Here is a 23549-nt window from a genome sequence, read left to right on the forward strand (position 1 = left end):
CCACTCCAATTCATATTGTTTTTGTATCCAGCAAGCTGGCATATGCAGACATTATACCTATGAATGTATCTACTCCAGATGTCCCTCCATATTTTATCACACTAAGGTATGACTTTTCATCAAAAACATTCATCTGCATAGATTTTATGATTCTGATTATACTCTGGCTGAATTTCCCTTGTATCGATTTTATCATATAATCTTCAGATATATCAGTGGTTAGTTTATCTTTTTCTATCCTGAAAATATGCCTGATGTTATCTCTTAGCTTTTCGTCTGCATGATTTGCGCAAAGTACCGAGATAAACCCTATTAAAAAGTCATCCCAGGCAGGGGTAAGCCCCTTTCCTCTTCCGATAATTCCCTTTAGGTCTTCCAATCCTTGACTTCTAATCATCTTACATATTGTTGATCCTTCTTCAGTTAGGCTACTAAGTTTCTTTTCTAGGAATATTTTTACGATTTCGTCGTTTGTTATTCCCAGCCCATTTTCAAAATCATCCTCGACAAATTTCCTTAAATAGATTTCTAGAATCCTTCCATCTGGAAATTTGTCATAAGTTATCATTTGAGAGCAATATTGTTCTGCTTTTGTAACATTAATCTTGTTGTTTTCAAATGAAAAATCTTTAAAATCAGTATCTTTAAGAATGATCCCCATTGGAGGGAGCACTTCCTTAATATTTGTTACTACAAGTAGACCTTTTTCTGTTGTGAAATTCTTTGCATTTTTAAATTCACTGTGCAATCTAATCTCATCTAGGTTTTCCAATAAGGGTATAGCCTGGCTATCTATTGCAACAGGATTAATTGTCTTTGTCTGAAGCATACTTTTCCACCAGTCCTTCGAGTGCCTTGGCAAAGCAATCATATGGCGCCCTAACTGTACCTGCTCCAATCTGACCAACTCCTGCTTTCTTATGAGCTATTCCCGTATTTATCAGTGGCGTTATTCCTGTTTCAACAACCTTTCTAACATCTATGCCCACCAATGCACCCTTGAAATCCCATGTTGGAATTGCCAGGTTAGGATTGTGTCCCACAGAGATTTCTTCCATTTCTTCGCTTATTTCCATCGCAGCATTGAAACCATCGGCGCCAACAAATCTTGTTACGCCAGGCGCTGCAATCATAGCCATGCCACCTATTCCAAATGTTTCCACTATCGTGCTATCCCCCATATCCAGATTTGCATCTTCCTGGCTATAACCAGTAAAGAACAATCCTTTTGGCATGTTCACAGGTGCTGTAAACCAAGTTTCACCAAGTCCTGATACTTTTATTGCAAATCTATTACCATTTCTTGTCATCGCAGTAACAATTGTTCCTTCACCAATGGATTTGGCAGCGTCCATAACTGACTTGCAGTAAGCCATTGCTATATTTAGAAAGAATTGATCTGTATCAGCAAGAAATTTGGTAACTTCAAAGAGATCTTTTTCATCTATGTCGGATTCCAGCAAGGATGGCATGATATCTTTCATAAACAACGCTGATGCAGCAATATTTCTTTGGTGAAATTCATCTCCCATGGTGATTGCCTTAGATACAATAACATTAAGGTTCATTCCGCCTTCTATTTTATTGAGAGCTTTTGATAATGAAGGCCCCAGTACATTCTTGATCCAGTGCAGTCTTCTTATAACTTCGTCGCCATATGCTCCAAACCTAAGAACTTTGCCAATTCCTTCGTTTAAAGTACAATAGGCTCTGTTACCATTCTCTCTGTTTTCTACCACTAGAACGGGCATATTAGCAGATGTAATTCCTCCCATGGGTCCGACTGCATCCACATCATGGCATGGAATGAACTTTACTTTCCCTTCTGATAATATTTTTTCAGCTTCCTCTTTTGTATAAGCCCAGCCTTCAAATATAACTGCTCCAAAACAAGAGCCTTGCATGGGCTCTGTCATATCTTCCCATTCTAAAGGTGGTCCGGCATGAAGCAATGCCATGCTTTCCAACTCCCGAATTACGGTTTTTGCTGGAACGACGTCAATTAGAAATGGTTGTGCGGAAATGATTTTATCTACTACTGATTTGTTGGCTGCGTCTAGATTCTCATAAATCATCCTTATACCTCCTACAGATTTTCTAGTTTTCTAAGCATTTTTTGAAGCTCTTTGTTTCCTCCTGCTACAGGTGTCCAATTGTATTGAACTACACTCAAATTCTGCTCGTATAAAGTATTGGCAAAACTCTCCAGGCCAATGTTTACCACTCTTAGTTCACTGTCAAACAAACCTGATTGGCTTTTCTCAACAGTCCTTCTTTCATTGATGTATTCCATGGCTTCCAGTCCTAGCTTTGCGACTTGAGCATTAGTATCCAAAACGACTACTCCTGATTTTTCAAGCTCTTTTACCTGCTTTGAATAAATCTGGATATCCTCTTCTGTCCCACAAACTGAAGCTATAAAAACAATATCCTGATTCCTTGAACGTTTGTACTCAAGAACGTCCTTGATATGCGGTCCCAAAGCTCCTGCCATATCTGTGCTTGAACCATGGCCAATAACATTGTCAAATAATACTATTGCAACCGACTCATCATCCTTAAGCTTCTTGATTGCTTCGATTCTTGTGCTCGGGTCTATCATTGGATGAGGTCTCCCTTTAGTATACTGGTCATCACCATAGTCTATTATTTTATTCCCTTCACTTGAAATATATTTTGCCAAAATTTCCTTAGCCTCACCAGCCAGAGTACCTCCTCCGTAATATCCATGGATTCTATTCTGCTTGGGATTTAGTCTTAAAGTATCAAGTCGATCCTTTATGACCATAAAGGTTTCTTTGTTTACTCTTTTGCTTCTGGACAGGTAAAACGCCAGATTTGCAGCATCCTCCAGTGTTGATACATAGTGAATGTTTTCATCCTGGCTTAAGCTTTTTTCTCCCAAAAATACTGCAACGGTTGTTTTATTGATTTGTTTTAACTTCTCCACAATTTTGTCTCTTACATCACGTGCAGGAGGTTTCGATACAAACACAATTACTTCTGTGTCAATGTCCTCCTTCAGGAAGTTCAATGCTATTTCAGCAGATATTCCACCTATTTCCTCTGAGAGATCCCTTCCTCCCAATCCTATGGCGTGTGACACTCCTTCTCCCAATCTACCTATGATGCTTGTAATTTCCTGGATACCGGTCCCTGAAGCTCCAACAACACCTATGCTTCCTCTGCTGACTACATTGGCGAAAGCCAACGGCACCCCCAGTATAATACCGGTTCCACAGTCTGGTCCCATTACAATCAAGCCTTTTTCTCTTGCAATTTCCTTGAGTTTCTTTTCTTCCTCATAGTTAACATTGTCACTAAATACAAATAAGTTCATGCCATTTTCAAGGAGTCTCTTTCCCTCTTCGTAAACGTATTCTCCTGGAATTGAAATAATCGCTAAATTCGGGTTCTCAATTTTGTTGAGCGCTCCCTTTAAACTTTTTGCTTTTCTAAGCTTGCTTTCACTTGAACTAGATGAAAGGTCTGATATGAATGCATCCAACTCTTCGCTAATTGTCGACAGCTTTTCAGAAGAATCTGTATCGACAGAAATACAAATATCATTTGGATTAGCTGTTTCAAATTCACTGCAGTACATTCCGGTATTTCTGAATATATCTTTATTTGCGGGTGTTCCCATCATTATCGAAACCTTCCGCACACCTTCCTTTTCAGTAAGTCTTGTGCTCAATAGCATTAAATTGACAGAGTCCTGATATGTATTTTTTTTGACCAGTCCCAGAATCATTATCTCACTCCTTTTTTTACTTTCATCACATCATGGCAAGTTGCCAATCGACGGATATTTCTCGATTCATAACTTATTGTAAATTTTATCACTAAATATTGAATGAGACCTTAGCATAATATGATAAGGTTATGCCGTTTTTTTTCTTTCTTTGGATAGTTTGTATGTCCTTATGGGATAATTTATAAGAAGTGTATTAGCAAAAATATGCATTGTATACTGTAGATATCCATAATAAGATGGGTATAATAATCGAATGTGAGGTGTATACATATGAATATACAATTTAATGTCTTCTTTTGGTTTGTTTCAGCTATGCCTATTTTTGTACTTGTCTTTCTTATGATGGTCCTCAAGTGGTCTGCCATTAAGGCAGCTCCCCTTTCACTTTTGATAACCCTGATAACTTCATTTATAGTTTTCAAGGCTACCCCTGAACTTATATTGGTAGAATCAGGAAAAGCCCTTTGGAGTGCTATCAGTATAATTTCAGTTGTAATCACTGCAATACTTCTTTATGAAACCAGCAAGGAAGCTAGAGCTTTTGAAGTGCTTAACAGAGCATTCAACTCTGCAGCTCCAAATGAATTGATAAGGATATTGCTTATTGGTGTTGTTTTTTCAAGCTTTCTACAAGGGGTGACTGGGTTTGGGGTCCCCATCCTGGTAACAGCCCCCTTATTGATCGGTATTGGGGTTAAACCCATATGGGCGGTTGTAATTCCTTTAATCGGTCATTGCTGGGCAGGTACATTTGGTACTCTGGCACTGGCATGGCATGCCCTTATACTGCAGACTGATATTGCCTCAACCGCTACTGCTGCATTTTACACCTCAATTTTGCTTGCCATACTTAACCTTTCAGCTGGTTTTATCATTGCCTGCTTTTATGGGGGTAACAAGGCAATAAAAAAGGGCTTTGCTGCAATATTTCTTGTATCTATCACCCAAGGCTTTGGACAGATTGTAATTACTCAAATCAACCCTGACCTGGGAGTTTTCATTCCAAGTGTATTGTCTGCAGGAGTACTTTTAATTACTTCAAGACTTCCAATTTATAGAGAATATTGGTCTATCGAGAACAGTCGTGTTATGTACAGAGAGTCCAAAAACTTAAAATCAAACTCAGCCAATGGAATGAATATACCTCAGGCATTTTTCCCATACATTGTAATGACTCTCCTAACAATTATTGTTCTTTTGGTTGCTCCTCTAAACCAATTGATGGGATCCATAAGCTATGGACCTTACTTCCCTTCAACAATGTCCGGGCTTGGCGCTTATAATCCAGAAATTCAAGTATATGCATCGATAAAGCCCTTTACACATGCGTCTTTTTTCCTTTCATTGTCTGCTATTATGGGATACTTCTTTTATATTCAAAAAGGGTTTATTAGAAAAAAAAGCATGCAGTTGATATTATCCAGAACGATAAGAAAAGCTCTTCCTTCGAGCATTGCAGTATTGTCACTTATAGGGATTTCAAGAATTATGACAGGTACTGGACAGACGGATATCCTTGCCTATGGTGTTTCATCTTTATTTGGTGAATATTATTCTGGTGTGAGTCCCTTTATAGGTCTTGTAGGAGCGTTTATTACAAGCAGCAATATGTCATCAAACATTCTCTTTGGAAGTTTCCAATACTCATTGTCAAATATACTCAATGTTGAAAGCTATCTTCTTCTTGGTGCACAGACTGCCGGTGGTAGTATTGGCACATCAATAGCCCCCAGCAATATCGTGCTTGGAGCCACTACTGCTGGAATACTTGGTAAGGAAGGTGAGATTCTCAGAATAATCCTTCCCTTTGTTTTGGTAATAACCTCCTTGTTTGGAATAATCACCTTGCTCTTAACAATGTTGTCATAATATAAGGCATAAAAAAGGAAGTGTGGAGTATTCCACGCTTCCTGTTAGTTTGCTAATATATAAACCTGCTTGGATTTTGATGAGCTCCGTTTGCAAGAACCTCAAAGTGTAGATGAGGGCCTGTAGATCTTCCGGTATTTCCCATTTCAGCAATATGCTGTCCTCTGTATACTCTTTCTCCTGATCTAACAAGCAACTTGCTTGCATGTGCATATCTTGTTACGTATCCATTTTCATGGTTGATTTCAATCATATATCCATAGCTTCCCTTATAACCTGCAAAGGTTACTCTTCCACCGTCAGAAGCATAAATGTTTGTACCAGTTCTATTTGCAAGGTCAATACCCCTATGCATACTGCCACCTCTCATACCATATGGTGATGAAAGTCTACCACTGGTTGGGACCATAAATGATCCTGTGGCTGCTGTCTTTGGAAGTTCCTTAGTTCCTTGAACAACAACTTCGGTTACAGGTTCCACTATTGTTTTCGTAGTTATTATTTCCTTGTCTTCAACAATACCATTTAATTTGGTTATGTTGGCGACAATTTCAGATGTTCCTTTTACACCTTTTGTTGTAATATTCTTCTTGTTCTTGTACATTGAATCGTCATATATGACTTGTGTTTCAAAGTTTGTTTCTTCAGTATACTGTACCTGCTCTACTGTCTTTACTGTAAGAAGAGGTGTCGGTACAAAAAGATTTACCTCATCTCCTGGTTTAAGCCTCTGTGAATCCTGGTCTGGATTTGCACTTAATAATTCTTCAACAGTAGTGTCATACATTTTTGCAATAATCCAATAGCTTTCCCCCACCTCAACAATGTGGGTCCTCATTTCTTCTTTTCCTTTTCTAATCCTGGCAATAGTTTCATCAGGATCATCCAGCTTGCTGTAGCTGGTTTCTATTTTTACTACTTCAATTTCCTCTGTAAAATCAACTTCCTTTATATCAGCGTTATTATCAATAACTGGTACATCTACCTGAGCTACCTCTTCTCGTGCTCCAGTATCTGTTGTAAGGTTTATAACATCTCCTGCTTGCAATCTGGAAGGATTAACTCCCGGATTAGCTTCTTCCAATGCGCTTGATGTCAAGTTATACTGTCTTGCAATTGTCCAGTAATTATCTCCCTCTTGGACTGTGTGTGTTTTAGGAGCCGTTATTCCAACTACCTCAGAGTCTAAATCCTCTTCTTCACCAACAACTTGCGGCAGAAATGATGATTTAACAGAGTCCAGAATATACTCCACATCCTGACCTGACTTGAAAACTCCAAAGCTTTCTCCGTCTACAATCAGTTCAAATCCAGCAACACTTACATTTATATGATTTTCTATATTTGACTTAATATCTTTTGCACTTGTTAAAGCTTCATCTTTGGCATTGGTTTCCTCGAATTTAAGCTCCTTATCAAGTACTACACCCATGTCATATGTACTCTTAAGACTTTCTTCAAGATCCTTGTAGATCTGGAGTGCTTCATCCTCAGTTCTTACCACTCCTATATACTCATCTCCCAAGTATACATCAACTGCCTTGGTCCTTGTATCGTTGACAGAGTAGCTAACAAAGCTTATCCCTATGACAGCCACAACTGTAATAGCTGCTAAAAATCTTCTAAATCTGTCATTATTTAATTTCCATTTCTTACTATTCCCTTTTATGTCAATTTTGATGTTTTTATTTATAAAGTCAAGTATTGAGGAATCAAGCTTCATCAATGAATCGCCTCCAAGCTGAGCCCATTAAGCAGGCTTTAATATGTGGTCTAAGTTAATTGAAAGTTTTGTAACCGTTTTGTAACATTAACAAGAACATTATACCAACCAGGGTATATAAAATCAACTATGATTGACCATCTCACTGTAACAAGATACTAAAATTGTTTTCCCATAACAATTTCCCTTAGAGCTGTAATAGTCAGTGGTCTGTACGTGTCAAAATATGTAAGTTCCTTTCAGGGTAATTTGTTAAGAAAACTTAACAATATTTCTCTAAGTAATTACGCTTAATTTCTTATTGGACAGGGTAAATTCTACAACTTCATCTTCAATAACAAATAATTCACCATCAATATTCAGAAGTTGCCTGTAGTCTAGGGTGACCTTAACATTTCGTCCCCTAAAAAACTCAACGTGTTTTTTATACTTTATATGTTCACCTTTGAAAATGGAAGGAAAGAGAAATAAAATCTTTAGATTGCTTATATCCTTCACCACACAAACATCCAGCATATCGTCATATATGCTGGCCATTGGGAGTATTTTCATACCTCCTCCGTATGATTGTCCATTGCCAACAGCAACCAGTGTAGCCTTTCTTTTGATTGTCATACCATCAATTTCTATTGATACTTCTCTGCTCCGGTATGTTAACAGACCTGCTAGAACTCCCAATACATATGCTGTTTTTCCCTTTACAACTCTCTTAATCTTGTCGGTTTCACTTACAACCCAGGCATCGAATCCAACGCTTGCAATATTGAAGAAGTAGTCACCTCTGACCTTTCCTAGATCTATACTTGCAACTTTACCGTTTAAAACCCTTTGAATGGCTCTGTTCCTATCCATGTCAAGTTTAAGAGCCTGGGCCATATCATTGCCGGTTCCAGATGGAATGATACCAAGTATGCCAGAACCTCTTTCAAGGATTCCCTTGGCAACTTCATTCGTAGTACCATCCCCTCCAACTGAAACACATATGTTGTAATCAGGGTTTTCTGTAACAATTAGCGTCGCTTCCTTTGGCCGCGTTGTTACTACAAGTTTATATTCCCGGTTTGAACTTGACATATAGTCTTCAATAAATTGAATATATGTCTTTGTCTTTCCACTTCCGGCCGTGGGATTCACTATAAATAGATATTTATCCATAAATTTCTCCTGTTACAGTATTTTTTCAGAGCTCTCACCCATAAGAGCTCTGTTAATTGCTGTCATCTCCTCAGGTGACAATGGTACATTGCAGTTTGCATTCTGAATGGGCTTACCAAACATGACTGCCTGTTCCCTCCCGTAGATACTTGTTAAGACAAAACCGTTGTTGTAAGCATCCATAAGGGCTATTGAAAAACTCAATTCACTGCCCGTATCTGCAAATGCATTATATCTGACAAACCCCATCTTTTGAATAGTAAACGTTACCTTGGTCTCAATTGTTTCAATGTTGTCTTCAATAAGATTTATATCTCTGTTAATGCTACTTAGCTCAGAATTAATCCTAATGAAAAGATCCTCAATATTGGCACCGGAGAGTCCTCTGGTCAAGGAATCATATCTTTCCTTGTGCTTTCTGTACTCTCTTATCTGAGCTATGTACAAAATGAGAACCACTAAAAACGCAACCGATAAAGCAATTATAAAATATGTTGAATTTAAGTCTATAAAATCCAGAAGCTGTACCATCCGATCACTCCTATATCTCTTTTGAGATTCTATGCAATGCCTTGATTGCATATTCCAGTTCCTCTTGTTTGTTAAAAGGACCAAAACTGAATCTAACAACCCCTTGCTCCATAGTCCCAATGGTCTCATGAGCCAAAGGCGCACAGTGAAGTCCTGGTCTAACGTATATCCCAAACTCTTCATTAAGGACATATGATACCTCTGAAGAATCAAGGTCCCTTATGTTCAAAGCTACAACAGCTCCCTGCAGTGATGCATTGCATGGTCCGTAAACCCTTATTCCATCAATTTTGGATATTTCTTCCAAAAAGTAAGTCGTAAGTTTTTCTTCATGGCTTCTAATATTCTCAATCCCTCTTTTCAATATATACTGGATACCTCTACCCAATCCAATTATACCTGGGGAATTTGGAGTGCCGCTTTCAAACTTGTCAGGCATCTCATCTGGCTGCTGTAACGAATAGGATGCACTTCCCGTACCTCCCTGTATAAACTGTTCTACCTGAAGACCTTCTCTTATATACAACCCTCCTGTGCCTTGGGGACCCAACAAGCCCTTGTGCCCTGGAAAAGCCAGCATATGGACTCCAAGCTCATCCACATCAATATCATACACACCTGCCGACTGAGCAGCATCAAGCAGATAGGTAATTCCATGCTCTTTTGCAACCCTACCGATTTCTTTTACAGGCATAATTGTACCAGTCAGATTCGACACATGAGTTGTGACAATAAGTTTTGTGTTGTGTTTGATTGCCTTTTTTAACTTCTCAGGATCTATTTGGCCATCGCTATCTGCCCTTACGATTGTGTTTTCAACACCAATTGACTCTAGGTGCTTAATTGGTCTAAGAACTGAGTTATGCTCCATTGATGTGGTTAAAACGTGATCGCCTGGCTTTAGGTAGCCCTTGATTGCAATATTGAGACTTTCTGTACAATTATGAGTAAATATTATGTTCATGGGGTTCTCTACTGAAAACAAATTCGCGATTAGGTCCCTTGTCCCATATATCCCTCTTGAAGCCTTAAGTGCAAGGTCATGACCTGATCTTCCAGGGTTTGCACCATACTCTGTCATAGCTTTATATATCTCATCATAGACTTCCTGTGGTTTTGGAAAAGTAGTTGCTGCATTATCTAAATAGTACATATGTTCACCTCTAGGTATTTCATTTTCTCTCTTACCTGCTTATTTTATCACTTTAAAACTCTCCTTACAATCTATTAATGGCTAACTGTAAATTAACTGGATTTTTGTCAATTCTTATCTACATACAAAGTATTAAAAAAGGGCGAAGAAATTTACTTCTTCACCCTTCAAATTGATCTTTTTTGCGATTGATTTTCTATGCTTTCAATCTCATGTAAACTACATCCAATAGACTGTCCCTTAATCCTTTACCCTCTGTAAGAAGCTTATCAACCCTAGTTTCTATCTCGTTTTTATACTCCTGATCCTTGATGCTCTTTAAGTTGATTGTAACATTGAAAAGTGCTCCTTCCAGTCCTGCATATGCCAACAGCGTACCAACACCAACATCTGTAATTGCATGGATGTTACCGTGTTCAGCAAATACATCCTGCAGCATCAGTACATTATAACAAGTCTCTCCACATCTAAGCGGTACTTCCAGTGCTTTCTTGTAGCCAGTCTGTATGGCTTCAGATCTATCCCTTTTATCCTCTTCAGTTTCCTTTGGAAGCTTAAAAGCTTGCATAACGTCATCAAACGCAGTAGAATCCTCATCTACAAGATTTAAAAGCTCATCAACAAGCCTTGAAATTTCCTTGAAGTTACTTTCCATACAAATTTTCTTGTCCTCAGGGACCTCAGCATAGATCTTTTTGTCAATCGTAAGATTTCCAACCATATTGGTAAGGGCTCCTCCGAGACTTCCAACTAATGCGGCTACACTTCCACCTCCTGGTGTCGGGCTCTCACTTGCTACATCGTATACAAAATCTTTCGCCGTTCTTTCAATTAACATGTTGCACCTCCGTATATATTTAGAATTTAATAATCCCTTCCATAACTATTGTCGCAGATCCTCCAACCTTGACAGAGTAATTATCCTCGGTCCCTTCAATATAGCAGTTGATTATACTCCTTCTGTTCATTGATTCTCCCTGATGGACTACCAGACTGTTTCCCTTTAGTATGCCATTTTTTTTAAGATAGTATATCAATGCACCATTTGCAGTACCAGTTGCAGCTTCCTCATCGATTCCTACGGCTGGTCCGAAATTCCTTGCATGTGCAATCTCTTCTCCAGCTTCGATATAAAATGCATGAACTCCTGTTACTCCCAGTTTTATGCTAAGGTCTCTCAATCTGCAAAAATCAACCTCCATTTTAAGAAGTGTTTCCTTGTCCCTAATAGGAAGCATTATATCTGGCAGTCCTGTTGATATCATCTCCGGGGCAAGTTTCTCATCTACAACACCAACATCTTCGCCGTCTAGTCCAAAACACTCCAGCAGTTCTTTTGTATCCTCTACAACTCCAACTGATCTTGGTTTGTCCTGACTCATAGTGATATTGACTGGAGAGAAATTCTCGAAATCAATCTCAACCTGTAGTGGACCAACCCCTGTCTCAATCGTTGCCATCTTTGATCCATTCTCAATTGGCCTGATATAACCTTTATTAGCAAGCGTATGGATAGCTGCAATTGTCGCATGTCCGCATAAATCTACTTCACAGAGTGGAGTGAAATATCTGATTTTAAAATAACAGTCATCAAGTTGTCTTACGAAGGCTGTTTCCGACAGATTCATCTCATTTGCAATTTTTTGCATATTCTCTTCGGATATTCCCTTTGAATTTGTAATAACACCCGCTGGATTTCCACCAAATGGCTCTCTTGTAAATGCATCGACCTGAAAAATATTCACTTCCATCGTATAACCTCCTTAATGTTTCACGTGGAACATTACCCTGTAATCAAGTCAATTAGACGTTCCAAGTCATCATCATTATAATACTCTATCTCTATTTTCCCGGACTTTCTTCCAGCATTAAGGGTTACCTTGGTGCCAAGTACACTCATAAGCTGCTCTTCCAGATCAACTATATAGTTTTCCTTTTTTTTCTTTGACCTTGTCTTTTTCTTCTTTTTAACGTTGCTTTCAGTGTCTCTGACATTTAAACCAAATTGAATGATTCGTTCTGCAGCCTTGAGTTGCTCATCCTTGGTTTTTATTCCCAGTAGTGCCTTTCCATGGCCTCCGGAAATTTTCCCTTCGTATATATATTGTACAACCTTCTCATCCAGATTTAAAAGTCTCATATTATTGCTGATATACGACCTGCTTTTTCCCACAGCCTTTGCGAGCTCTTCCTGCTTAAGATTATATTCCTTCATAATTCTTTTATAAGCTTGGGCTTCCTCGATAGGGTTTAGGTTTTCTCTTTGGATGTTTTCTATCAGTGAAATTCTGTCTGCCGTAATATTGTCAATATCCCTTACAATGCAAGGAATTTCTTCAAGACCTGCCTCTTTTGCAGCTCTCCATCTTCTTTCGCCAGCGATTATCTCGTGTTCATCTTCTGACTTTCTTACAATAATTGGCTGTATTACACCATTTTCTCTTATTGATTGCGCAAGGTCCTCCAATGCATCTTCCTGAAAGATTTTTCTTGGCTGGTCAGGCTTTGGTTTTATGTTTGCAAGCGGCAGTGAAACAACTGACTCATCTGGATTGATGGTGGAATCACTTATAAGCGTGTCAACCTTCTCCTTGTCTTGAATCAATGCTGACAAACCCTTTCCAAGACCCCTTTTTTTACTGGTCATTGGTAACACTTCCTTTCCTGTACTCAATAAACTAATCCTGCAAAAACAGGAATTCTTCGGCAAGATCCATATAAGACTCTGATCCCTTGGACTTTGAGTCATAGTCATGGATTGAGAGCCCATATGATGGTGCCTCAGCCAATCTTACATTTCTAGGTATTATGCTTGTATAAACTTTCCCTTTAAAGAAAGACTTAACTTCCTCAACAACCTGAATGGATAAATTTGTTCTTCCATCGAACATGCTAAGTACTACACCTTCAACTTCAAGATTGGAATTGTAATTTTTCTTTACAAGCTCAATCGTCTGAAACAACTGGCTTACACCTTCAAGCGCATAGTATTCGCATTGAATTGGAATTATAACACTGTCCGCAGCAATAAGACCCATAACACTTAAGATCCCAAGGGAAGGAGGGCAGTCGATAATAATGTACTCGTAATGTTCTCTTATCTCATCAATTGTAGTCTTTAGAGAATCCTCCCAGTCACCACTGCGAGCCAATTCAATCTCCAGGCCAGCCAACTGGTTGTTTGAAGGTATAATGCTTACATTCTCAGCATTGGTCTCGTATATGCCTTCCTGTATTTTTGATTCTCCCGTGAGAATATCATAGACCAGGGTATTTGCTTCATTTCTGTCAATTCCAATACCTGATGAGCAATTCCCTTGCGGGTCTATATCAACAAGCAGAACATTTTTTCCCAACTTGCCAAGTCCTGCAGCCAGATTGATACTTGTTGTGGTCTTGCCAACGCCACCTTTTTGATTGAAAATCGCAATGGTTTTTCCCATATAAACACTCCCCACTGTCCCTGTAACATGAAATTGCTTCCATCACACATAAGCCATCAATGATTGACCCATTAAATATATCATAACATATATTTAGTATTTTAAAACAAAAATGTTCCACGTGAAACAATTATATTGTTTCACGTGGAACATTCCCATGTAAACTAGTCATATCAAGTGTTTCAAAGGTTGGTCAAATGATCTGAACCAACCAGTGAGTCTGCTTCTCTACTTTATTGGAGTCTTTTTAGGCTTTCCTCCTGCCCGTGGATACTTCTTTGGAGTGTTTCCGGTCTTCTTAATTACAACCAGCGAATGAACGATATCACTTTCTGGAATACGGACATAATCAATTTTCTCAACAGTTCCACCCAATATATTGATTGCTTTCTTGCTGGCTTCAACTTCCTCGTCTATGTCTGGCCCTTTCATTGAAATAAAGTATCCTCCAACCTTCACGAATGGCATGCAGTATTCACAGAGGGTATCCAATGAAGCGACAGCCCTGGATACGCATATGTCGTATTTTTCGCGATACTCGTCTTTCAGACCCAACTCTTCAGCTCTACCGTGTACTGCTTCTATTCCATTCAGATTAAGTTGCTCGATTACATGATTTAAAAATACTATCCGCTTGTTTAGGCTATCCAAAAGTGTTACTCGAAGGCCCCTATTCCTTATTTTAAGCGGCAAACCTGGAAATCCACCACCAGTCCCGACATCAATTATCCTCTCACTGCCATCAAATAATCCCGTAAGTGCAGGGGAGAGGCTGTCAGCAAAATGTTTCTTATCGATTTCTTCATCATCTGTAATGGTTGTAATATTGATCTTTTCGTTCCATTCTTTTAATAATTCCTTGTATGCTGAAAAATCATCAATCATCTCATCGCTAAGTTCAATGTCCATGGAATGTGACAGTCTCTTAAGCCTATTATCTGTCATTTTTTTCACCACTCCTTCGTCTCTGCTCAAGGTGTATTAAAAGAACATTGATATCCGCTGGAGTTACTCCCGATATTCTCGATGCCTGACCAACAGAATCCGGCTTTATTGCTGATAGCTTCTGCGTGGCTTCAGTACTTAATCCCCTTACCTTGGAGTAATCAAATTCTACATCGAGCTTCTTGTTTTCAAGCTTCTTAAATTGTTCAATCTGCTGCATCTGCTTTTTGATATATCCTTCGTACTTGATTTGAGTCTCAACCTGCAATCTGATCTCTTTCAACAAAATATCTCTTTTCGGATCGAATACTGCTGTGCTTTCGTATGAGATTTCAGGTCTCTTGATCAGGTCATATAATGTAGTTGAATTTCTTATTTCAGTTGAACCTAGTTTTTCAAGAATTTCATTGTTCTTTTGAGTCGGGTTTATTACTATTTTTTGGAGTCTCTCTAGTTCTCCCTGGATCAATTCTTCTTTCTCAATTGTCTTCCTGTATCGCTCCTCAGTTACCAAACCTAGCTCATAACCCATTTTGGTAAGTCTTAGGTCCGCATTGTCCTGCCTCAGCGTAAGTCTGTACTCAGCCCTTGATGTCATCATTCTGTATGGCTCATCTGTGCCTTTTGTCACTAGATCATCTATCAGCACTCCAATATATGCTTCTGATCTATCTACTATAAATGGATCTTTGCCTTTTATATTCTGAGATGCATTTATGCCTGCTATAAGACCTTGGGCTGCTGCCTCTTCATATCCTGAAGATCCATTGATCTGTCCTGCAAAAAACAGATTATTTATTTCTTTGTGTTCAAGGGATAGTTTCAGCATTGTGGGATTGATCGAATCATATTCAATGGCATATGCAGTTCTCATGAATTGAACATTTTCAAGCCCCTTAATCTTCTTATACATGTCAATCTGTACCTCTTCAGGCAGTGAAGAGCTTACTCCCTGAACATACATTTCCTTGGTCGAGAGTCCTTCCGGTTCAATAAAGACCTGATGCTTGTCCCTGTCTCCAAATCTCACAACCTTATCTTCGATGGATGGACAATATCTTGGTCCAACACCCTCAATATAGCCTGAAAACATTGGGGATCTGTCCAGGTTCTGTCTGATTATATCGTGTGTTCCCTCGGTGGTATAGGTTAGGTAGCAGGGAACCTGTTCAAAATCGAAGCTTTTGTCCATATTCAAAAATGAAAATGGTATCACTTCTTCATCACCAGGTTGTATCTCCATAACCGAGTAGTCTATGCTATCCTTATGGACTCTGGCAGGTGTACCCGTCTTCATCCTTCTTAAATTGAATCCTTTTTCCTTCAAGGAATCCGAAAGCAGGAGGGAGGGGAACATTCCATCAGGACCTGATTGATAGTTAACTTCTCCAATATAGACCCTTCCACCTAGATAAGTGCCTGTAGCGATTACAACAGCAGCAGTTTCAAATATTGCACCGTTTCTGGTCACAACTCCCTTTACTGTATCATCTTCAACTACAATATCTATTGCTTCACCTTGTCTCAATGTTAGATTTGGCTCATCTTCCAATATTTTCTTCATTTCCATGTGATACATTTTCTTGTCTGCCTGCACCCTCAAAGAGTGCACTGCAGGACCTTTGGAGAGATTCAACATTCTGCTCTGTATAAAGGACTTGTCAATGTTTAATGCCATTTCTCCGCCAAGAGCATCAATTTCCCTTACCAAATGGCCTTTTCCAGTTCCGCCAATGTTGGGATTACAGGACAATGCAACTATACCATCAAGACTGATGGTAAGTATTAGAGTCTGAAGTCCCATTCTACTCGATGCAAGTGCTGCTTCAACACCTGCATGGCCTGCACCGATAACAACTACATCATATTTTCCACCTAAATAGGTTTTTGTCTCAATCATTTTGCTCACCTTTCTAACATTATCTACTTGCCTATGCAAAACTCACTGAAAATCTTGTCCAGGATATCCTCATTTATACTTTCTCCTGTGATTTCTCCCAGATTTTCCCAGCAGCTCCTCAGATCCACCTCAAGGCAGTCCAGTGGTATTTCCCGGCCAAGGTCATTTAATACACTTCCAATATTTTCCATCGCTCTCTCAAGCTGGTTCTTGTGCCTTATATTGGTAATTATCATCTCAGAGTCCAATTGTATGTCTCCGCCATAAAACATTGCTCTAATCGCATTCTCGAGCTCATCTATTCCTACACCTTTGATCATGGATGTGCTGATTATCTGACTCGCATCGAAATATTTCCTGAACAGCTCTTCATCATATTCATTGGGAAGATCTGTTTTATTTAAGAGTACTATTGTCTTCTTATCTTTTATTAGTTCAATTATGTGATGGTCGTCTTCAGAAAGACTTCTGGATATATCAAATATTGCAATTATTAGGTCTGCTTTCTCCAGCGTCTCTTTTGCCCTGTCAACTCCTATTTTTTCGACCATGTCTTCTGTTTGTCTAATCCCTGCTGTGTCCATTATCTTCAGGGGAATGCCGTCTATGTTTACATACTCTTCAATGATATCCCTGGTTGTTCCAGGTACATCAGTTACTATGGCTCTGTTTTCTCTTAATACTGCATTGAGCAGGGAGGACTTGCCAACATTTGGCTTTCCAAGAATAACTGTATTCAAGCCGTCTCGTAGTATTTTGCCTCTTCCTGATGTTGCAAGGAGCTTTGCAATTCTCTCCTTAACCTGGTTTCCATCTCTGATTAACTCATCATAGGTCACCTCTTCTATGTCATCCTCCGGAAAATCAATTGAAACTTCAATGTGTGCAATCATACCAAGTAGAACTCTTCTTATTTCCTCAACTTCTCTACTCAGGCTTCCATGGAGCTGATTTATCGATACATCGTAACTTTTTTCAGTCTTGGATTTGATAATATCTATTACAGCTTCTGCCTGTGAAAGGTCAAGTCGTCCATTAAGAAATGCTCTCTTCGTAAATTCTCCTGGTTGCGCTAATCTGGCTCCATTTTTTAGCAGCAGTTCCAATGTCTTCTTAACAGGAATTATACCGCCATGGCAATAAATCTCTACCATATTTTCTCTAGTATAGGTATATGGCTCATACATGAATGCCACCATAACCTCATCTACAATTGTATCTCCATCAAATATATGTCCATATAAAAGTCTTTTATTATCCTTCTTATCAACTTCCTGATCCTTGAATCTTGCGAAAATCTTCTTTGCAATCTGCAATGACTCTCTTCCGCTCATTCTTACAATTCCAATCCCGGCTTCACCTACAGCTGTGGAGATTGCAGCAATTGTTTCTGACATAAAATCACCTCTTCTATCTAAAAACATACTTAACTAACTTATTTTACTTTATTATAACAATAATTCAATGGAGTTTATTACATTTTTGAAAAAAACATTATCTTACAGTTACAGAAAGTGGGGGAGAGGCTAAAAAAATAAAAGCCCAACAATTGGGCTTTTTATTCTACTTGGTTACTATTACTACTCTTCTGTATGGTTCATTGCCTTCGCTGTAAGTGCTGACTCCCTCAAATTCCTGTAAAGCCGAATGAATTATTCTTCTTTCATAAGGATTCATGGGCTCAAGCTTGACAGGTCTCTTGCTATACTTAGCTTTTTCAGCCATTTTATTTGCAAGTCTCTTTAAAGTTTCCTCACGCTTTGCCCTATATCCTTCTGCATCTAGGATAACCTTCAAGTAGTTCTCTCGCTCCTTATTAATAGCGAGACTTAAAAGATATTGTATGGAATCAAGAGTATTTCCTCTTTTACCTATTAGAATACCCATGTCTGATGAAGAGATATTGTTAATCTCAATCTTCATTATATCCTCTTCAATTGAGATGTCATAAAGAGCTATAATTCCCATTCCCTTAAGAATACCATCTAAAAACTTGTCAGCCTTCTCTTCTGGGTCGTTTTTTAGCACAACCTTTATTTTTGCTTCCTTAGTACCTATCAGTCCAAATAAACCTTTAGAAGCTTCCTCTATAATTTCATACTCTACTTCCTTTTCTGTTGCTTTAAGTTCAACCAAAGCTTCTTGTAAAGCTTCTTCAACTGTTTTGGCAGTTTTTACAACAAATTTCATACTATTTTGCCCCCTTAATTTTCATTAAAGACCTGTTTGTAATAACTTGCTGTATTATTGTGAAAAAGTTACTTACTACCCAATATAGTGCCAGTCCAGCTGGAAAGCTTCTTGAAGCCCAAAATATCATAACAGGCAGCATGTAATTCATTATTTTCTGAGTAGATTGAGCCTGAGGATCCTTTGATCCGGTGCTCATTGTCTTGCTCTGTAAGAATGTTGTGGCAGCAGCTAAAAGTGGCAGTCCCCATAGTAATGGATCTGGATTTTCAAGGTTGCCAATCCACAAAAAGTTCTTGGCCATACTCTCATACATGCCTGGATCGCTGAAAGCATATATTTCAGGCTGTCTAAATACTGTAAAGAATGCAAATATAATCGGTAACTGTATAATAAGTATCAGACAACCAGATGCTGGATTATATTTGTGCTCTTTGTAAAGTTCCTGCATTTTTTCCTGCATTTTTGGCGGATCGTTCTTGTATTTTGTCTGAATCTCCTTCATCAAAGGCTGTACTTCACTCATTTTACGAGTAGACTTTGTCTGCTGAAGATTTATTGGCAAAAGCATCAATTTGAATACTATAGTAGTCAAGATAATAGCCAATGCATAGAATGAAATTGACTCTGGTTCTGTTCCTAAAGTTGATGTGACAATATCATATACAAATCTCAACAATGATCCCAGTATGTTACCTAGAAATCCCATCATTTGTTAACCTCCCATTATTTAAGCGGATCATATCCTCCCTCATTAAAAGGATGACACCTGACTATTCTCTTGGCAGAAAGATATGAACCTTTTATAAATCCATACTTTGTATAAGCCTGAAGGGAATATTCTGAACAGGTGGGATAAAATCTGCAATTGTTCCCAGTAAGAATATATCTTGAGATAATTCTTTGGTAGAATCTTATCAACAATATCGCTATACGTGTCATCTAATCACCCTATTTCCAAACACCCGATAGCTTGTAAATGTGTTTCAAGGCACTATTCAGATCCTTAAAAGACAAGTCCACAGCGTTTTTTTTAGGTATGACAACAATATCATACCCGCTCTTGAGATTTGCAATATAAGCACTGTTAAGTTCCTTGATGCGTCTTTTTAGCTTATTTCTCACTACGGCATTTCCAACTTTCTTGGTGATTGTTACTCCAATCCTGGTCTCTTCTGTACCATTTTTTCTGATATAGAGAATCAGATTTCTGTTCCAGAAATTTTTTCGTGCTTTATAAACTTTCCTAAACTCCATATTCTTTCTTAATCTGTTTTTCTTATCCATTATAATTCCACCTTAAAACGGCCTTTCACTTAAAGAATAGAAGAAACTTCCCGTTCGTTAGAAAAGGCCACTAACAAGCGGCCTTATGCAGAAAGTCTTTTTCTACCTTTTTTTCTTCTAGCTCTTAGAATATCTCTGCCAGATCTCGTTTTCATTCTTTTTCTAAAACCGTGTTCTTTACTTCTTTGTCTCTTTTTTGGTTGAAACGTTCTCTTCATCCAACACACCTCCTTCAAGTAATAAAAGATATTACTTATATATACAATATAGAGTTAACTAATTGATAACACAAAACACTACTATAAATTATATGTATAATGCCACTATGTGTCAAGGTTTTTAATTGACTCCTACCCACAAAACAGAATTTCAAAACCATATGTGATCTGTGGATAATTTTATTGAATATCCACCCTTTATTTGATAAGATGATAGAGGATGTTGATAAGTTTTAAATAGCAGTGGATAAACCTAGGTTATGCACAATTTGTGGATAGTTTGTGTATAACTTATAAAAAAACGCTGTTTCTATGTTAAGAAATCGTAATTTATTTGAGTTTTTATCCACAATTTGGACTTTTAATTAATGTGGACAAGTAGCTTGCTTAATTTTTTTTTCACTTAATCAACAAAGAGTTGATATTTTTATCCACAGAAACCATTATACAACTGAATTAAAATTTTTGATAGTTTTCTGTTGATAAATTTGTTGATAATTTTTAGGGAGGTAGTTTTATGGAAAGGAATTTGGACCAAATCTGGGAGGATGTCCTGAATCTCATCAAGGTTGAGTTGACTGAAGTCAGTTTCAACACCTGGCTTAAATCAATTGAACCAATTAGTTTAACCGATGATGAAATTGTACTTGGAGCCCCCAATGATTTTACAAAAGGTATACTGGAAGGTAGGTATTTCAATCTTATAAGAAATGCCATTAACCAGATTACCGGAGACAATTATAACATCAATTTTATAATACCCGGTGAAGAAGTACAGCCAGCACCACCATCACCAAAAGAAGTTGAAAATGAGGATATTCTGAACAAATCCAAGCTTAATCCAAAGTATTCCTTTAATACATTTGTAACAGGTAAAAGCAATGAATTTGCACATGCTGCATCTGTTGCTGTTGCCGAAGCACCTGCCCAGGCATATAATCCTCTCTTTATATACGGTGGAGTAGGATTGGGAAAAACCCATCTTATGCACGCTATCGGCCATTATATTCTAAGTCAGAATCCAAAAGCCAAGGTAGTATATGTATCAAGCGAAAAATTTACAAATGAACTTATTAATTCAATTAGAGAATATAGAAATGAAGAATTCAGAAATAAATATAGAAATGTCGATGTACTGTTAATAGATGACATTCAGTTTATTGCAGGAAAAGAAGGTACCCAGGAAGAATTTTTTCATACTTTCAATGCCCTTCATGATGCAAACAAGCAGATAATAATTTCAAGTGACCGACCGCCAAAAGATATCCCTACACTTGAGGACAGACTTAGATCAAGATTTGAGTGGGGTTTAACAACTGATATTCAAGCACCGGACCTTGAGACCAGAATCGCTATATTAAGGAAGAAAGCTAATCTTGAAACTATGGAGATACCCGACGATGTAATGTCGTTCATAGCAACCAAGATACACTCGAATATAAGAGAGCTTGAAGGAGCACTTATTCGGGTAGTAGCTTATTCATCACTTACAAACAAGGCTATTACTGAAGAACTTGCAGAAGAAGCCTTAAAGGATATTATGTCCAACAACAAGCCTGTTGAAATAACTGTTGACCTGATCAAGGATAAAGTTTCCAAAAGATTTGATATTCGTATGGATGATTTCAACTCCAAGAAACGTACCAGGGCTATAGCTTATCCAAGACAGATAGCTATGTATCTTACAAGAGAACTCACAGATATGTCACTTCCAAAAATAGGGGATGAATTTGGAGGCAGAGACCATACAACTGTTATTCATGCCTGTGAGAAAGTAATAAATGACCTAAAGGCTGACAACCAGTTACGTAATAAGATTGATATCATAATTGAGGAGCTGGGAAAGTGATTTCTGTGGAAAAGATCTAATAATTTTTCAAGGTTATCCACAGGTTATTAAATCCCGTTTCTACACGGGTTAAATAATTTGATGGGCTTATCCACATAATCACATGTCCTACTACTATTACTACTATAGTTTCTTATTCTATTATTCTACAAACGAGGAGGATTAAAATGAAATTCAAAGTAGAACAAAAAGAACTTTCAAGGCATATAACAATGGCTCAAAGAGGTATATCGACAAGATCGACGCTTCAGATATTGGACGGCATCCTAATTGAGGCAAGAGATAGCGGAATAAAGCTTACAGCTACAGATCTTGAAATAAGTATTGAAACATTTATTGATGCATCTGTTGAAGAGAAAGGGAAAATTGTACTTAATTCAAGGATATTCGGGGATATTGTTAAAAAGCTTCCTGATGACACAATTAGTTTTCATGTAAAGGATAATCATGTTAACATCAAATGTCAGAATGCAGAATTCAATATAATAGGAAATTCTGGTGATGATTATCCAGACCTTCCCATTATAATGGAAGAAAACCAGTTTACAATATCAAAGGATTTACTAAAAGCTGCCATAAGGCAAACTGTATTTGCTACAACTCAGGATGAAACAAGACCATCTCTTACAGGTGTTCTATTGGAAATAGCCAATAAGGAGATAACTTTTGTTTCACTGGACGGATATAGACTTGCACTAAGAAGAATGCCAACCGATTCAGAAATTGATGAAAAGATCATTATTCCTGGTAGATCACTAAATGAGCTAAACAAGATACTTGAGGATAAGGAAGAGGACCTTACGATAAGTCTTTCTCAGGGTCAGGTGATTTTCAATATCGGTGATACAATAATGTATTCAAAACTGCTTGAGGGACAGTTCTTCAATTATAAGGATATTATGAGATCTGACCACAAGACGAAGGTAAATGTAAACAGAAGAAGTCTTCAGAATGGACTTGAAAGAGCATCACTTCTAGCAAAGGAAGAGAAGGCAAACCTTGTAAAAATTTCTGTAATAAATGGAGAACTAATAATAAAGTCAAATTCTGAAATGGGAGATGTACATGAGGAAATAAATTCCAATCAGGATGGAGATGACCTTAATATAGCTTTTAACTCTAGATATATACTTGAAGGAATAAAAATAATGGACAATGAGGAAATAGTAATGAACTTTGTGGGAAGCCTGAATCCATGTATAATAAATGGTGTGGATGATGATACTTATACTTATCTGGTATTGCCCGTAAGACTAGCCCAGGATGATTTTTAAAGGAGTGTTTAATAATGGAGGAAATCAGGATTGATACTGAATTCATAAAACTCGACCAGTTTCTTAAGCATTGTGGAATTGCCCAGACAGGCGGACAGGCAAAAATGATGATTGCTGATGGTATGGTTAAGGTAAACAATCAGGTGGCTCTTGAAAGAGGGAAAAAAATAAGAAAGAACGACAAGGTCGAGATAGACGACCAATACCTGTTTGTTGTGGTATAATAATGATTGGCAAAATTCCTATGTCCTGGGG

Annotated in this window: 23 protein-coding genes; 4 read left to right on the plus strand and 19 right to left on the minus strand. The window is 38.0% G+C overall.

The window, feature by feature from the left end:
* Positions 1–10: 10 nt before the first annotated feature.
* Genes ACOEN1_RS06410 through fdrA form a run of 3 tightly spaced genes read right to left on the minus strand, consistent with a single transcriptional unit; the run spans position 11 to position 3754 of the window.
* Positions 11–829: a DUF2877 domain-containing protein gene (locus tag ACOEN1_RS06410; protein ID WP_422485744.1), complete on the minus strand. Its 819-nt coding sequence runs from the start codon at positions 827–829 to the stop codon at positions 11–13.
* The gene (locus ACOEN1_RS06415) at positions 807–2075 is read right to left on the minus strand and encodes a DUF1116 domain-containing protein (RefSeq protein WP_422485746.1); all 1269 of its coding nucleotides are present in this window, start codon (positions 2073–2075) and stop codon (positions 807–809) included. Before ACOEN1_RS06415 ends, ACOEN1_RS06410 begins: the two co-directional genes overlap by 23 nt.
* Positions 2076–2086: 11 nt before the next feature.
* Positions 2087–3754: an acyl-CoA synthetase FdrA gene (fdrA, locus tag ACOEN1_RS06420; RefSeq protein ID WP_422485748.1), complete on the minus strand. Its 1668-nt coding sequence runs from the start codon at positions 3752–3754 to the stop codon at positions 2087–2089.
* A gap of 273 nt (positions 3755–4027) precedes the next feature.
* Between fdrA and ACOEN1_RS06425 the strand changes: the two genes are divergently transcribed.
* Positions 4028–5626, plus strand: a complete 1599-nt coding sequence (locus ACOEN1_RS06425) for an L-lactate permease (protein WP_422485750.1) — start codon at positions 4028–4030, stop codon at positions 5624–5626.
* Positions 5627–5678: 52 nt separating this feature from the next.
* Here ACOEN1_RS06425 and ACOEN1_RS06430 read toward each other — a convergent pair whose 3' ends face one another.
* The 16 genes from ACOEN1_RS06430 to rpmH all read right to left on the minus strand — a co-directional run bounded on the left by ACOEN1_RS06430 (position 5679) and on the right by rpmH (position 20171).
* Positions 5679–7349 (minus strand): LysM peptidoglycan-binding domain-containing M23 family metallopeptidase, encoded by a 1671-nt coding sequence (locus tag ACOEN1_RS06430; RefSeq protein ID WP_422485752.1) that lies wholly within the window; start codon positions 7347–7349, stop codon positions 5679–5681.
* Between the two features lie 276 nt (positions 7350–7625).
* Positions 7626–8504, minus strand: a complete 879-nt coding sequence (locus ACOEN1_RS06435) for a diacylglycerol/lipid kinase family protein (protein ID WP_422485754.1) — start codon at positions 8502–8504, stop codon at positions 7626–7628.
* Positions 8505–8516: 12 nt separating this feature from the next.
* Positions 8517–9035, minus strand: coding sequence for a DUF4446 family protein (locus ACOEN1_RS06440; protein ID WP_422485756.1), 519 nt, complete (start codon positions 9033–9035; stop codon positions 8517–8519).
* 10 nt (positions 9036–9045) lie between these two features.
* Entirely contained in the window at positions 9046–10188 is a 1143-nt protein-coding gene (locus tag ACOEN1_RS06445) for an aminotransferase class V-fold PLP-dependent enzyme (protein ID WP_422485758.1), read from the minus strand.
* A gap of 196 nt (positions 10189–10384) precedes the next feature.
* Entirely contained in the window at positions 10385–11026 is a 642-nt protein-coding gene (locus ACOEN1_RS06450) for a cyclodeaminase/cyclohydrolase family protein (RefSeq protein ID WP_422485760.1), read from the minus strand.
* Between the two features lie 19 nt (positions 11027–11045).
* Positions 11046–11939 (minus strand): PhzF family phenazine biosynthesis protein, encoded by an 894-nt coding sequence (locus ACOEN1_RS06455; protein ID WP_422485762.1) that lies wholly within the window; start codon positions 11937–11939, stop codon positions 11046–11048.
* Between the two features lie 32 nt (positions 11940–11971).
* Positions 11972–12835, minus strand: a complete 864-nt coding sequence (locus tag ACOEN1_RS06460; protein WP_422485764.1) for a ParB/RepB/Spo0J family partition protein — start codon at positions 12833–12835, stop codon at positions 11972–11974.
* A gap of 31 nt (positions 12836–12866) precedes the next feature.
* Entirely contained in the window at positions 12867–13631 is a 765-nt protein-coding gene (locus tag ACOEN1_RS06465) for a ParA family protein (protein WP_422485766.1), read from the minus strand.
* A gap of 228 nt (positions 13632–13859) precedes the next feature.
* Positions 13860–14576 (minus strand): 16S rRNA (guanine(527)-N(7))-methyltransferase RsmG, encoded by a 717-nt coding sequence (gene rsmG / locus ACOEN1_RS06470; protein WP_422485768.1) that lies wholly within the window; start codon positions 14574–14576, stop codon positions 13860–13862.
* Positions 14566–16476 (minus strand): tRNA uridine-5-carboxymethylaminomethyl(34) synthesis enzyme MnmG, encoded by a 1911-nt coding sequence (mnmG, locus tag ACOEN1_RS06475; RefSeq protein WP_422485770.1) that lies wholly within the window; start codon positions 16474–16476, stop codon positions 14566–14568. Before mnmG ends, rsmG begins: the two co-directional genes overlap by 11 nt.
* Before the next feature lie 23 nt (positions 16477–16499).
* Positions 16500–17873: a tRNA uridine-5-carboxymethylaminomethyl(34) synthesis GTPase MnmE gene (mnmE, locus tag ACOEN1_RS06480; protein ID WP_422485772.1), complete on the minus strand. Its 1374-nt coding sequence runs from the start codon at positions 17871–17873 to the stop codon at positions 16500–16502.
* Between the two features lie 166 nt (positions 17874–18039).
* On the minus strand, positions 18040–18666 hold the full coding sequence (gene jag / locus ACOEN1_RS06485) for an RNA-binding cell elongation regulator Jag/EloR (RefSeq protein ID WP_422485774.1): 627 nt from the start codon (positions 18664–18666) through the stop codon (positions 18040–18042).
* Position 18667: 1 nt separating this feature from the next.
* Positions 18668–19378 carry a YidC/Oxa1 family membrane protein insertase gene (locus tag ACOEN1_RS06490; protein WP_422485776.1) on the minus strand — a complete coding sequence of 237 codons (711 nt, stop codon included), beginning with the start codon at positions 19376–19378 and terminating at the stop codon, positions 18668–18670.
* A 14-nt stretch (positions 19379–19392) separates the two neighbouring features.
* Complete coding sequence (gene yidD / locus ACOEN1_RS06495) at positions 19393–19608, minus strand: membrane protein insertion efficiency factor YidD (RefSeq protein WP_422485778.1); 216 nt, start codon at positions 19606–19608, stop codon at positions 19393–19395.
* 9 nt (positions 19609–19617) lie between these two features.
* Positions 19618–19953, minus strand: coding sequence for a ribonuclease P protein component (gene rnpA, locus ACOEN1_RS06500; RefSeq protein ID WP_422485780.1), 336 nt, complete (start codon positions 19951–19953; stop codon positions 19618–19620).
* Positions 19954–20036: 83 nt separating this feature from the next.
* Positions 20037–20171, minus strand: coding sequence for a 50S ribosomal protein L34 (rpmH, locus tag ACOEN1_RS06505; protein WP_422485782.1), 135 nt, complete (start codon positions 20169–20171; stop codon positions 20037–20039).
* A gap of 517 nt (positions 20172–20688) precedes the next feature.
* On the opposite strand from rpmH, the gene dnaA reads away from it, so the two are divergent.
* From dnaA to yaaA, 3 genes are all read left to right on the plus strand, one after another.
* A complete protein-coding gene (gene dnaA / locus ACOEN1_RS06510; RefSeq protein WP_422485783.1) occupies positions 20689–22020 on the plus strand; it encodes a chromosomal replication initiator protein DnaA in 1332 nt (443 codons plus the stop codon).
* A gap of 167 nt (positions 22021–22187) precedes the next feature.
* A complete protein-coding gene (gene dnaN, locus ACOEN1_RS06515) occupies positions 22188–23294 on the plus strand; it encodes a DNA polymerase III subunit beta (protein ID WP_422485784.1) in 1107 nt (368 codons plus the stop codon).
* A 14-nt stretch (positions 23295–23308) separates the two neighbouring features.
* Complete coding sequence (gene yaaA / locus ACOEN1_RS06520) at positions 23309–23518, plus strand: S4 domain-containing protein YaaA (RefSeq protein ID WP_422485786.1); 210 nt, start codon at positions 23309–23311, stop codon at positions 23516–23518.
* Positions 23519–23549 lie beyond the last annotated feature (31 nt).

The organism is Gudongella sp. DL1XJH-153, assembly GCF_049310905.1.
GTDB lineage: Bacteria > Bacillota > Clostridia > Tissierellales > Tissierellaceae > Gudongella.

What these genes read in the sequence shown, in the direction of transcription:
- ACOEN1_RS06410 (WP_422485744.1), bottom strand. Translation starts at nt 829, where the DNA reads ATGCTTCAGACAAAGACAATTAATCCTGTTGCAATAGATAGCCAGGCT.
- ACOEN1_RS06415 (WP_422485746.1), bottom strand. Translation starts at nt 2,075, where the DNA reads ATGATTTATGAGAATCTAGACGCAGCCAACAAATCAGTAGTAGATAAA.
- fdrA (WP_422485748.1), bottom strand. Translation starts at nt 3,754, where the DNA reads ATGATTCTGGGACTGGTCAAAAAAAATACATATCAGGACTCTGTCAAT.
- ACOEN1_RS06425 (WP_422485750.1), top strand. Translation starts at nt 4,028, where the DNA reads ATGAATATACAATTTAATGTCTTCTTTTGGTTTGTTTCAGCTATGCCT.
- ACOEN1_RS06430 (WP_422485752.1), bottom strand. Translation starts at nt 7,349, where the DNA reads ATGAAGCTTGATTCCTCAATACTTGACTTTATAAATAAAAACATCAAA.
- ACOEN1_RS06435 (WP_422485754.1), bottom strand. Translation starts at nt 8,504, where the DNA reads ATGGATAAATATCTATTTATAGTGAATCCCACGGCCGGAAGTGGAAAG.
- ACOEN1_RS06440 (WP_422485756.1), bottom strand. Translation starts at nt 9,035, where the DNA reads ATGGTACAGCTTCTGGATTTTATAGACTTAAATTCAACATATTTTATA.
- ACOEN1_RS06445 (WP_422485758.1), bottom strand. Translation starts at nt 10,188, where the DNA reads ATGTACTATTTAGATAATGCAGCAACTACTTTTCCAAAACCACAGGAA.
- ACOEN1_RS06450 (WP_422485760.1), bottom strand. Translation starts at nt 11,026, where the DNA reads ATGTTAATTGAAAGAACGGCGAAAGATTTTGTATACGATGTAGCAAGT.
- ACOEN1_RS06455 (WP_422485762.1), bottom strand. Translation starts at nt 11,939, where the DNA reads ATGGAAGTGAATATTTTTCAGGTCGATGCATTTACAAGAGAGCCATTT.
- ACOEN1_RS06460 (WP_422485764.1), bottom strand. Translation starts at nt 12,835, where the DNA reads ATGACCAGTAAAAAAAGGGGTCTTGGAAAGGGTTTGTCAGCATTGATT.
- ACOEN1_RS06465 (WP_422485766.1), bottom strand. Translation starts at nt 13,631, where the DNA reads ATGGGAAAAACCATTGCGATTTTCAATCAAAAAGGTGGCGTTGGCAAG.
- rsmG (WP_422485768.1), bottom strand. Translation starts at nt 14,576, where the DNA reads ATGACAGATAATAGGCTTAAGAGACTGTCACATTCCATGGACATTGAA.
- mnmG (WP_422485770.1), bottom strand. Translation starts at nt 16,476, where the DNA reads ATGATTGAGACAAAAACCTATTTAGGTGGAAAATATGATGTAGTTGTT.
- mnmE (WP_422485772.1), bottom strand. Translation starts at nt 17,873, where the DNA reads ATGTCAGAAACAATTGCTGCAATCTCCACAGCTGTAGGTGAAGCCGGG.
- jag (WP_422485774.1), bottom strand. Translation starts at nt 18,666, where the DNA reads ATGAAATTTGTTGTAAAAACTGCCAAAACAGTTGAAGAAGCTTTACAA.
- ACOEN1_RS06490 (WP_422485776.1), bottom strand. Translation starts at nt 19,378, where the DNA reads ATGATGGGATTTCTAGGTAACATACTGGGATCATTGTTGAGATTTGTA.
- yidD (WP_422485778.1), bottom strand. Translation starts at nt 19,608, where the DNA reads ATGACACGTATAGCGATATTGTTGATAAGATTCTACCAAAGAATTATC.
- rnpA (WP_422485780.1), bottom strand. Translation starts at nt 19,953, where the DNA reads ATGGATAAGAAAAACAGATTAAGAAAGAATATGGAGTTTAGGAAAGTT.
- rpmH (WP_422485782.1), bottom strand. Translation starts at nt 20,171, where the DNA reads ATGAAGAGAACGTTTCAACCAAAAAAGAGACAAAGAAGTAAAGAACAC.
- dnaA (WP_422485783.1), top strand. Translation starts at nt 20,689, where the DNA reads ATGGAAAGGAATTTGGACCAAATCTGGGAGGATGTCCTGAATCTCATC.
- dnaN (WP_422485784.1), top strand. Translation starts at nt 22,188, where the DNA reads ATGAAATTCAAAGTAGAACAAAAAGAACTTTCAAGGCATATAACAATG.
- yaaA (WP_422485786.1), top strand. Translation starts at nt 23,309, where the DNA reads ATGGAGGAAATCAGGATTGATACTGAATTCATAAAACTCGACCAGTTT.